Origin of the sequence: Prosthecobacter sp., assembly GCF_049294395.1 — a bacterium.
In the GTDB taxonomy this organism is placed as follows: domain Bacteria; phylum Verrucomicrobiota; class Verrucomicrobiia; order Verrucomicrobiales; family Verrucomicrobiaceae; genus Prosthecobacter.
Genome location: NZ_JBAQCR010000150.1, coordinates 1 through 9218, shown reverse-complemented (window position 1 = coordinate 9218; position 9218 = coordinate 1). Strand labels below are relative to the sequence as shown.

Here is a 9218-nt window from a genome sequence, read left to right as displayed (position 1 = left end):
CCCTCGGTCTGCCGGCGGATGCGGCGTCCTTTTTCGGCCTGCCGGACCAGGGGCTGACCCGGCTTTCACAGCAGAAAGACGCGAGCACCCTGGATCTGCACGTGTCTGAGCTGCAAACCTTCCGCCCCACGCTGCTGGTGGTGCCCTCCCAGGATGACAACCACCCGGACCACGTTGGCTCCTACGACCTTATTCAAGAGTCCATGCACCGTGCCGGGATGGACCTGCCGCAGTGGGCCTACCTCATCCACCGCCGCTGGTTTTGCCCTGAGGCCGCCGGGCTCACCCTTCACCTCACTTTGAAGCAAAAGGCCCGCAAGCTCGCAGCCATCGAGTGCCACGAAACCCAACTTTTCCTTAGCAGCTCCCGCTTTTGCGGGTATGCACGCGATCAAGAAATCTTCATTCCATCCAACCCAGTCTGATGTCCACGCGCTCCCAATTTGTCACCCTCCTCGCTATTTGTACAGTCATGTTCTGGTGGCGCCTCGGGCATCTGCCCCTGATCGACCCGGATGAGCCGTTCTACGCGGAAACCACCAGGGAAATGGTGCAGGGGAATGAATGGCTGACCCCAACGATCTTTGGCGAGCGGCAGTTTGAGAAGCCGATCTTTTTCTACTGGCAGTCCATGATCTCCATGAAAATTTTTGGCGACAACCCCTTTGCCTGCCGGGCACCCTCCGCCGCTGCGGCCACGCTGCTGGTCTTTCTCACCTGGTGGTTTGGGCGGCGCATGTTCTCACCGCGCGCCGGTTTCTGCGCCGCCGTGGTGCTGGCCACCGGGGTGGAGTATGTCCTTATGTCGCGGCTGATGCTCACGGACATCTGTCTGGCGCTGTGCATCAGCGCCTCCGTGTTCTGCTTCTGGCTGGCCACGGAGGAGGAAGACAAACGTGACCGCTGGATGATCCTGCACTTTGTCGCCTCGGCGTTTGCCATGCTGACGAAGGGGCCTGTCGGCCTGCTGGTGCCCACGATTGGCTCCATTGGCTATATCTGGCTCTCGGGCAAACGCTCCCCCTGGCGTGGCAAAGGTCTGTGGATCGGCATTCTGGCCTGGCTGGCCATCGCCGGACCGTGGTATGCCGTCATGTTTCAGAAGTATGGCATGGAGTACTGGCACCGCTTCTTTGTGCATGAAAACTGGGAGCGGCTCACCAGCGCGGAGCACAAGCACAGCAACCACTGGTACTACTACCTCATGATTCTCGTGGCGGGTTCGCTGCCTTGGATTCCCCTCGTCATCGCCGCCGTGGTGCGCACGGTGAAAGAGCTCAAAACGGACCGCCGCATGCTGTTCATGGCGTGCTGGTTCGTGCCGAACCTGATCTTCTTCACCATCTGCAACAGCAAGCTGCCCACCTACACGTTCTTCTTTTTTGTCACCATCGCGCTGCTGATGGGCCACACGCTGGATCAATGGATCAGCAACGGTTTCCGGAGCAAGGGGGAGCGCATTCTGGCTTCCTCCCTGGCGGTTCTGCAGACGGTTCTGGTGCTGGGTGCGGCTGCCGTCGTGTCCTTGATCCTGCCGCCCAAGGAGAGCAATGTCTTCATCAAAGACCTCGTGCCGGTCATCTACACGCTGGCTGCTTTCATCAGTGTCCCCATGGTGCTCCTGCTGATGCGCCGCACGGTCGCCTGGGCGGGCTTCACCGTCGTGGTGACGGCGGTCATCGTGATTGTGATGCAGTACGGTGTGGATGAAAAGATCCCGATTTACACCTCTACGCGGGATATTGCCGCCGAGGCGGTGAAAGTGCGCCAGTCCGGCGAGCCGCTCGTCACTTCGAGCTTTATTGCCCGTGCGGTGACCTACTACACCGGCAAGATGCCTGAAGGCGTCATTTTCTTTCCTTCCAGCCTGGAGCATGTGCAGCCCTACTTCACGCCGCATCCACCGCTCAAGATGGTGCGTGGCACCGACGGTCTGAACGAACTGGCCAGCAAGCACTCCAGTGTGCTTTGCATTCTCCTGTCCCACGATCTGGCCCACCTGGAGATTCCCACATCCCCGCTCGCTGGCCGCATTGAGAAACTGCACACGCAAGGCTCGCGGATTTTGGTGCGGATCAAGGGAGGGATTTGATGGGCGGTCAGGAGGCCGAGGCAGAAATGCGGTCATTTTAAGAGCGTCGGTCGCCGGAGGAGCTGGGAGTCAATTGGAGCTGGTGCCCCTTGGAGGGCTCCAGTTTCTCCACTTCACAACTCGACAAGCAGGCGTGGTTGCGGTGTAATTCCGCTATTCCAACCTCCTGCATGCAGTCCAAGTCACGAACAGCGCCCGATATTCGCGATCACGAGACCCTTCGTATTATCGGCCAGGGGGCGTTTGGAGAGGTCTGGCTGGCGCGCAGTGTCACCGGGGTGCTGCGGGCGGTGAAGGTGGTGTGGCGGGAGGACTACGACCGGCCCGAATCCTTTGAGCGAGAGTTTGAAGCCATCAAGCGCTTCGAGCCCATCTCCCGCCGGCATGAGGCGCTGGTGCCCATCCTGCAGGTGGGGCGCAACGACCTTGAGGGCTTCTATTACTATGTGATGGAGCTGGCGGATGACTTGGAGACCGGTCGCGAAATCCATGCCGACACCTACAAGCCTCACACGCTGGGTCTGCAGATGAAGCGGGACAAATGCGTGTCTGCCGATCTGTGCATCAAGCTGGGCGCGACCATTGCCGAGGGGCTGGACTACCTGCACCGCAATCAACTCATTCACCGCGACGTCAAACCGTCGAACCTCATCTTCATCGACGGCATCTGCCGGTTGGCGGACATCGGGCTGGTGGCCCTGCTGGGGCAGCGCAGTTTTGTGGGCACGGAGGGCTTTGTGGCACCCGAGGGGCCGGGCACGGCGGCCTCCGACATTTTCTCTCTGGGCATGGTGCTGTATGAAGCGAGCACCGGGAAGGACCGACTGGATTTCCCGGACCTGCCATCCTGCGCGGAAACGGGCTCCAGCCTGGAGGTCTGGCGCAGGCTTCAAGATGTGGTGTGCACGGCCTGTGCGCCGAAGGCGAAAGGGCGTTTTGTCAGTGCGCGGGAGATGGCGCTGGCGCTTCGAGGAGAGCCTTTGCCTTCCTCACGTCGGCTCATGTGGTCGTGGATCGCAGTCGGCTCCGTGGCGCTCCTGCTGGCGGTGGGATTTGGCATGTGGCTGGCGCAGAATCATCGGACGCGCACGCTCATGGCGGTGAACAACAGCGTACCGCGCCTGAAGATCGTGACGACGCCTCCGGGCGCGGTAGTCTTTGCCGGTGAAGAAAAGCTGGGCGTGACGCCGCTGGAGCTTAATCCTGCTGAAGGCGTGCCGGTGATCTATCAACTGCGCCTGCCGGGCTACAAGCAGATCGAGATCGACCACATCGCCCTGGATGAAAAGCCGGCGATGTTTGACCTGAAACTGGAGCCCTCCAAGCTGCCGCAAAAGGGCGAGCGCTGGGTGAACAGCCTCGGCATGGTCTTCAAGCCCGGAGCTGGCGGACACATCAGCGCGGAGCCGGTGGAGATGAAATTCTTCAAGCGCTTTCTGGAGGCCACCGGCAGATCGTTTGAAGGCAAAGTGGTGCGTTTTCAGAGCGGCAAAGACCAGGAGTCGGCCTACCTTGTCGTGGTGCCTGACGGCGATGCGGAAGCCTTCCGCTACTGGTTGACGGACCGTGATCGCAGCGAGGCCTTTCTGAGTCAGGAACACCGTTATGAGGTGGAACCGTTCTACTTTGTGGAAAGCGGGCAGGCCGCTGCCGATGACATGCCGGATGGCCGGGAAATGGACAAAGGGGAGCTGACGGAGGAAAAGAACTGGCGTGCGTTTCACCTGCGCGTGGAGCGGCAGACCTACGGCAGCGTGGTGGTGCACAGCCAGCCCGAGAAAGTGCGCGTGTTTCAGCACGATCAGTTTCTGGGCGAGACCCCGCTGGAACTTCCCCGGGTGCGTACCGGCCCCGTGGAGTTTGAACTGCGCGAGGAAGGCTTCGCGGATGTGGTGCTGGAAGGCGAGGTGAGGGAAGGGGAGCAGGCGGAACTCATTGCCGACATGCAGACACGCAAGGCCGTCACCTTCGGCCGCCAATGGAAGGCGAACAGTCTCGGGATGAATCTGGTGCCGCTCGGGGACGTGATGCTTTCTGCGTGGGAGACCCGCCATCGCGACTACATGGAGTTTTGCAAAGCCACTCAGGCGCGCCGCCCGGGGCGGGTGGACGGCACCAACAAAGGCGGCGGCACCCTGCCTGTGGTGGGAGTGGACCGCGAGGAGGCCCGGGCCTTCTGCGCGTGGCTGACAGAGCGTGAGCGCAATGCCGGGCTGATCGGCGCGAAGGATTCGTACCGCCTGCCCACGGATGAAGAGTGGAGCCGTGCGGTGGGCCTGCCGCTGGAGCGCGGTTCGTCGCCCGAGGAGCGCAACGGCCGTATCCGTGGCATCTATCCGTGGGGTTTTGAATGGCCGCCGCCACAGGACGTGGACAATCTCGCCGACATGAGCGGCGCACGCAAAGCCAGCCTCGACAGCGCCATTCCCGGCTACGACGACAGATTTCCATTCCTCGCTCCCGTGACCGCGCTGCGCCCGAATGATCGCGGCATCGCCGGACTCGCAGGCAATGTCTCCGAATGGGTGGAAACGGACTTCACACCGCTGCCACCCGCCAAGCCAGGTGAACCCGCGAAACCCGTTCTCGGAACCACGCGCGGCGGCAACTGGCGCTCCGCCTCCCAGGATGAACTCCTGGCCTCAGCACGCATGCCCGTGCCGCCGGAAACACGGCGGAACACCATCGGCTTCCGTGTGGTGCTGGCGCATGGAAAGTGAGGGGGGGGAGCTTTGCCGAAGCCTTTGGCTCAAAATACCCAGCCATCTCTTTATGCGGGGTCCCTTCCTCAGGGAGAAAATCCTCCCTTCGCCTCGCTTCGCGCACATTTTGCTCGTAGAACTTCCTGCGGCAGTCGTTATTCTTTTACCCCATCATGCAAACCGCTCTCGAAACTCCCGCTCCGGAGAAAAAGGTCGAACAGACCGAGGCTGGAAACTACTTTGTCTCCAATTATCCGCCGTTCTCATTCTGGAAGCCTGATCAAGTTCCCGTGGTGGAGGAAGTGCTGAAGCAGCCCGCACCGGCCAACATCCCGCTGGGCGTTTATTTCCACATCCCGTTCTGCCGCAAACGCTGCCACTTCTGCTATTTCAAAGTCTACACCGACAAGAATGCGCAGGAGGTGAAGGCCTACATCGACGCCGGAATGCGCGAGATGGAGCGCTTCACCAGCCAGCCCTACTTGAAGGGACGCAAGGCGCACTTCGTGTACTTCGGCGGCGGCACCCCCAGCTACCTTTCCGTGCCGCAGCTCAAGGATCTGACCAACCGCATGAAGGACATGATCCCCTGGGACGAGGCGGAAGAAGTCGCCTTCGAGGCCGAACCCGGCACGCTCAATGAAGTCAAGCTCACCGGCATCCGTGACATTGGTGTCACACGTCTGAGCCTCGGCGTGGAAAACTTCGACGATCACATCCTCGAAACGAACGGACGTGCCCATCGCAGCGGCGAGATCGAGAAGGCCTACCGCTTTGCCCGCACGCTCGGCTTTGAGCACATCAACATCGACCTCATCGCGGGGATGATGAACGAGACTTGGGAGAATTGGAAGGACACAGTGCGCAAGGCCATCGCCCTGCAGCCTGACGCCGTGACCATCTACCAGATGGAGGTGCCCTACAACACCACCATGTATCAGCAGATGAAGGCCGAGGGCAAAGTCACCGCACCCGTGGCCGACTGGCAGACCAAGCGCGACTGGGTCAGCTACGCCTTCGATGAATTCCAAAAAGACGGCTACACCGTCACCAGCGCCTACACCGTGGTGAAGGACCCCAAGCGCATCAAGTTCGTCTATCGCGACTCCCTCTGGGAAGGTGCGGATCTCTTGAGCTGCGGCGTGGCTTCCTTCGGTCATCTCGGTGGCGTGCATTACCAAAATCAGGCCGATGTGGGCCCCTACATGCAGGCCGTGGATGCCGGCCAGCTGCCGATCTTCCGCGCCTACCAAACCACGGCGGAAGACCGCTTCGTGCGCGAGTTCATCCTCAAACTCAAGCTTGGCCGCAGCGAGTTCGATTACTACATCCAAAAGTTCGGTGAAGATCCGCGCAAACACTTCGGCCCGCAGCTCGACTACCTGGCCAAGGAAGGCTTTGCCACGCTGGATGCGGCGGGCGTCACGCTCTCGCGCGATGGCCTGCTGCAGGTGGACCGCCTGCTGCACGATTTCTTCCTGCCGCAGCACCGCCAGTACGCCCGCTACACCTGAAGCCCTCCGACGCAATCGAACGACAACGACGGCGATGAACGAGGCACCCCGGCAGGACGAGGACATCCTGGCACCCCTGATCTTTTTTTACGGCATCGGCAGCACACGTCCGCGCGTGACCTTTGTGGATCCCCGGGACCTGGCCGAGCAGGAGCGCGGCCTGCTGGTGCATGACAAAGACATGACGCCGCGCCTGCGGGATTTTCACGCCAGCGAGATCGATCTGGATGTCGCCGCCCGTGCCCGCATCGGCAATTACCTCGTGCGTGCCTCAGTGCTGCATCGCCACACGGACGGCATGCCCGTGGAGTTTGGGGCCATCGGCATTCACCTCGATCTCCTGCCCGAGGAAGCGCAGAAACTTGTCCTCGAAGGCCTCGTGCCCTTCGGTGCCATCCTGGAGCGCTATCAAGTCCCGCACTCAAGCCACCCCCGCGGCTACTTCCGCATTTCGGTGGACCAGCGCCTCGCAGACCTCCTCGGAGCCACCAGCGGCCAGATGCTCTTCGGTCGCTGCAATGAGCTGCGCCACGGCAGCGGCCGTGTGCTGGCGGATGTGGTCGAGGTGCTGCCGAGGATGTCATAATGTTTCAGCGTCCACGCACGCGCTCAGCGCGAAGGTAGGGCGGTTGGTCCTCCAACCGCCGCCGAGAGCGGGAAGCGGCCCGTTTGAATTCTTGCCAATTCTGCGACATCACCCAGTGTGGAGCTATTCCGAATAATTCAAAAACACGCATGACTTCTGACTCGCCGCCATGATCCAACGATTTTATGTTCACAACTATCGAAGCCTCGAAAACTTCGAGCTGCCCGTTGGCGGGCTTTCCTCGGCATTGCTGATCGGCAAGAATGGGTCGGGCAAATCGTCTGTGGGTTATGCATTGGAAATTTTGCAGCAGATAGGCAGAGGAACAAATAAGGTGGATGATCTTCTGTTACCAAGAGACATCAGCCATGGGCGCACTGAAGTCCCTGTGCGTTTGGAACTGGAAGTGGAGATCGAAAAAGTCCGCTACGAGTACAAGCTGGCGTTCGAACTGCCGAAGGGGACGAAAGAACTGCGCGTGGCTGAAGAGTCCCTGACAATCGCAGGGAAACCAAAGTTTGCTCGTAGTGCGGAGGGCGTTGCCACTAACTTCTGGGATGATGATGACTTGGACCTCACTTTTCCTATCGACCGGCACTTGGTCTGGCTCCCAATGATGGCGGGCAAAGAGACAGATCCGGTGCACATCTTCAAGCAGTGGTTGGCACACATGATCATCCTGCGACCCCTGCCGCTTCTTATCGACGGAAATTCCACAGACGAAACCCTGCATCCCCATGCTGATGGCATCAACCTGGGCGGTTGGTGGAGCGGGCTCCTCGCGCATGCTCCGGCTGCTTATTTGAAAATCGATGCCAGCCTGAAGCAACTGATGCCTGATCTAAAGGACATTAAAAATCCAGTGGTCGGCAAGGACTCACGCAGTCTCGTGGTGCAGTTCGAAGGACAGAAGAATTCAGCGTCATCCCTGGCCTTTGAACTCCTATCAGACGGTGAAAAGTGCATGGTCATCTGGGCGCTGACCATGGCGGCCAATGAGGCCTATGGCCCCTTGCTGTGCTTCTGGGATGAGCCGGACAACTATCTGGCTCTCTCGGAGATCGCCAATTTTGCCACCGATCTCCGGCGTGCCTTTCAGGGCGGGGGGCAGTTCATCGCCACCTCACACAATGCGGAGGCCATCCGGCAGTTTTCGGATGACAACACCTTTGTTATCTACCGGCGCAATCACCTGGAACCTTCGCAGATCAGGTCTCTCGCCAGCATCGGCTACAAAGGGGATCTGATTGGCGCGCTCACGCGCGGAGAAATCGAGCCATGAGCGCCAACAACTATCTGCCTCACCTTTTGGTGCTGCCAGAAGATGATGCCAACCGTCAGATCTTGGTGGGTTTTAGGAACCATCATGCCGTGAATTTCAGGAAGATGGATGTGCAAAACATTGCCGGGGGATGGCTCGTGGCAGTGAAGTTAGTTAAAGATGAGCATGTTCCATTGATGCGTAAATTTCCAAAACGGCATGTCCTGCTGGTCATCGATTTTGATGGTCACTCCGAAAGGCGTGATCAGATCTTGAGCGAAATTCCGGCAGAATTGAAGAGCCGCTTTTATATCCTCAGCTGCTCAGATGAGCCCGAGGCGCTTCTGGCCTCCCTCGCCTCCACGGGCATCCGCGCTGAAGAAGGTAGCAAGCTTGAAACTTTGGGCAAACGGCTGGCAACTGACTGTGATCAAAACACCAACGAGACTTGGGGCCACGACATGCTGGCCCACAATGCCACAGAACTGGAGCGGTTGAAGACGAATGTGAAGGACTTTTTGTTCAGCTAGGGCGGTGGAAAATCCCCCCCAGCCTTCGTTTCCACCACGAACCCCCCTGGGAGGGAAACGGGAAACAAAGCGCGGCCTGTTGTTTTCCCTGGCATGCAGGCTGGAGTGGACTGCGGCTGGGACGGCGGAGGGATTTCCGCAGCGAAAAGACGCGGCTTCGTACGGTTGGTGGTCAAACCATTTGCGATTTAAGGGTAATGGGGTTTGAGTTGGCTTAACCCAATTTGCGCTCTTACCCTGGTTATTTTGTCATGAAACGCTCCCTGTTCATTCGCCCCACCTTGACTGCCGCCCTGCTTCTGGCCGGCATTCTGCCTCTCACCGCCGCTCCCAAGGGCACCAAGGGGGTGGAGGAGTTCGACCCGCTCGCTTTCCCGGGCAAGGTCGTGGACGACGTGATCGTCCCGGTCCCGAGCGAAGTTTTCTCCGTGCTCGACAAACTCGGCGAGCCCAACTGGAACGCGGAACTGCGCAAGCAGGACATGCCGACCACCAGCGACCGCACCAAGCTTTCCCTCCTCTTTGGCTACACC

At 59.8% G+C, this 9218-nt stretch carries 8 protein-coding genes; all 8 read left to right on the top strand.

Annotation, left to right across the window (positions count from 1 at the left end; translation table 11 throughout):
- Window positions 1–425 (top strand): PIG-L deacetylase family protein (locus tag WAW39_RS10110; RefSeq protein WP_422318347.1); only part of this gene is annotated, 425 nt, incomplete at its 5' end.
- The gene (locus WAW39_RS10105; protein WP_422318345.1) at window positions 425–2092 is read left to right on the top strand and encodes an ArnT family glycosyltransferase; all 1668 of its coding nucleotides are present in this window, start codon (window positions 425–427) and stop codon (window positions 2090–2092) included. The genes WAW39_RS10110 and WAW39_RS10105, both read left to right, overlap by 1 nt.
- Before the next feature lie 170 nt (window positions 2093–2262).
- Window positions 2263–4812, top strand: a complete 2550-nt coding sequence (locus WAW39_RS10100) for a protein kinase domain-containing protein (protein WP_422318343.1) — start codon at window positions 2263–2265, stop codon at window positions 4810–4812.
- Between the two features lie 155 nt (window positions 4813–4967).
- Window positions 4968–6308: a coproporphyrinogen-III oxidase family protein gene (locus WAW39_RS10095; RefSeq protein WP_397384936.1), complete on the top strand. Its 1341-nt coding sequence runs from the start codon at window positions 4968–4970 to the stop codon at window positions 6306–6308.
- Between the two features lie 34 nt (window positions 6309–6342).
- On the top strand, window positions 6343–6894 hold the full coding sequence (locus tag WAW39_RS10090) for a hypothetical protein (RefSeq protein WP_422318340.1): 552 nt from the start codon (window positions 6343–6345) through the stop codon (window positions 6892–6894).
- Between the two features lie 169 nt (window positions 6895–7063).
- Window positions 7064–8176 carry an AAA family ATPase gene (locus WAW39_RS10085; protein ID WP_422318338.1) on the top strand — a complete coding sequence of 371 codons (1113 nt, stop codon included), beginning with the start codon at window positions 7064–7066 and terminating at the stop codon, window positions 8174–8176.
- The gene (locus tag WAW39_RS10080) at window positions 8173–8685 is read left to right on the top strand and encodes a hypothetical protein (RefSeq protein ID WP_422318336.1); all 513 of its coding nucleotides are present in this window, start codon (window positions 8173–8175) and stop codon (window positions 8683–8685) included. Before WAW39_RS10085 ends, WAW39_RS10080 begins: the two co-directional genes overlap by 4 nt.
- A gap of 251 nt (window positions 8686–8936) precedes the next feature.
- Window positions 8937–9218, top strand: a 282-nt coding sequence (locus tag WAW39_RS10075; RefSeq protein ID WP_422318334.1) for a hypothetical protein, incomplete at its 3' end; no start/stop codon positions are given.